This is a genomic window from Tahibacter aquaticus, assembly GCF_004363655.1.
GTDB lineage: Bacteria > Pseudomonadota > Gammaproteobacteria > Xanthomonadales > Rhodanobacteraceae > Tahibacter > Tahibacter aquaticus.
The window spans coordinates 1-1,234 of the sequence record NZ_SNZH01000081.1 but is presented as its reverse complement, the minus strand read 5'-3'; the positions used below and the strand labels follow the sequence as shown (position 1 = coordinate 1,234).

3 protein-coding genes are annotated in these 1,234 nt (G+C 70.3%); all 3 read right to left on the bottom strand.

The window, feature by feature from the left end:
- On the bottom strand, positions 1-350 hold a 350-nt coding region (locus DFR29_RS28875), incomplete at its 3' end, for an ankyrin repeat domain-containing protein (protein WP_133822089.1).
- The gene (locus tag DFR29_RS28870) at positions 337-963 is read right to left on the bottom strand and encodes a DsbA family protein (RefSeq protein ID WP_166654433.1); all 627 of its coding nucleotides are present in this window, start codon (positions 961-963) and stop codon (positions 337-339) included. The genes DFR29_RS28870 and DFR29_RS28875, both read right to left, overlap by 14 nt.
- Positions 963-1,234, bottom strand: a 272-nt coding sequence (locus tag DFR29_RS29580; protein ID WP_208113779.1) for a hypothetical protein, incomplete at its 5' end; no start/stop codon positions are given. The genes DFR29_RS29580 and DFR29_RS28870, both read right to left, overlap by 1 nt.

The window sequence follows — 1,234 nt, the reverse complement described above, 5'->3', positions numbered from 1 at the left end:
CTCCAGGCCGCCGCCATCAGCGGCGTGACGCCGTTGCCGTCGACCGCATCCAGCGGCGCGCCGGCCTTGATCAGGGCGTCGAGCACGCGCCGGTGTCCCTGCGCCGCGGCGTTGTGCAGCGCCGTCGCGCCGTGGACGCCGTCAGCTCCCTTAATCGGCACGCCGGCGCTGAGCAGTAGTTCAATCGTGGACAAATCACCTTCTGCCGCATATTGCACCAACTTGTCGACGCTGATTTCCACGTTCATCTGCTGAAGCTGGCGCTTGGCCTCCCTCGCCGAGGCGGCCTGCGCGGGCGGCAACACCGACAGCATCAGCAGCAAGGCCAGGGCGAGGTCACGGTGTGGCATGCGCGGACTCCTGTTGCGCGGACGGGGGTGCGGTGCTGGCCGCCTTCGCCAGCGCCTGGTCGATCAGCGTCTCGAAGACATCAGCAGCAGGGATGCCTTCGAGCTTGAAGCCCTGCACGAAGAACGTCGGCGTGGCGCGCACGCCGAAGGCGGCGGCTTCGCGCCGGTCGTCCTCCACGCGGCTGCGCCAGACGTGGCCGTCCATGTCGCGGCGGTAGCGAACCATGTCCAAGCCGGCCTGCTCGGCCAGCTGATCCAAGACCGCCCGGCCGAGGCCGCGTTGCGGCTGCCGGAACAGCGCGTCGTGGAACTGTGGAAACTTATCCTGCGCCGCCGCAGCCAGAGCTGCTTCGTGGGCGAGCAGGTCCTCGGGCTCCAGGCCTAGCGGGAAATGCTTGAACTGCACGGCCAGTGCGTCGGGGTAGCGCTTCTGCAGCGCCGCCAGCGTCTGCGCCGCCTGGGCGCAGTAGGGGCACGAAAACGCGGCGAAAACGACGACGGTGGCCTGGGGCTGGCGCACCTGCGGCGTCAGCGACTGCGCCGGCACCGGCGCTGCCGCGAACAGGCAGGCCAGCAGCAACCACCCGTTCCACCGCAACAGGGATGCGCGCATCAGCGCACCTCCGGCGTTGCGGCTTGGGTCCATTCGGCGATGCGCAGGGCCAGGTGCAGCGGCACGGCCGGCAGGCCGCTATCGCGCCAGGCGACGCGCTGCTGCCGGTCCAGGCCCAGCACCACCGGCGTGCCCGATAGCTGCAGCCTGCGCTGAACGGCGACAGCCTCAGCACTGACCCAGCGTGCCTGCGGCAGCGCGCCGCTGCGCCGGCGCAGCGCCTCGGCCTGATCGGCGTCGCCAGCCACGAGCACGACCAGACCTTTACCCT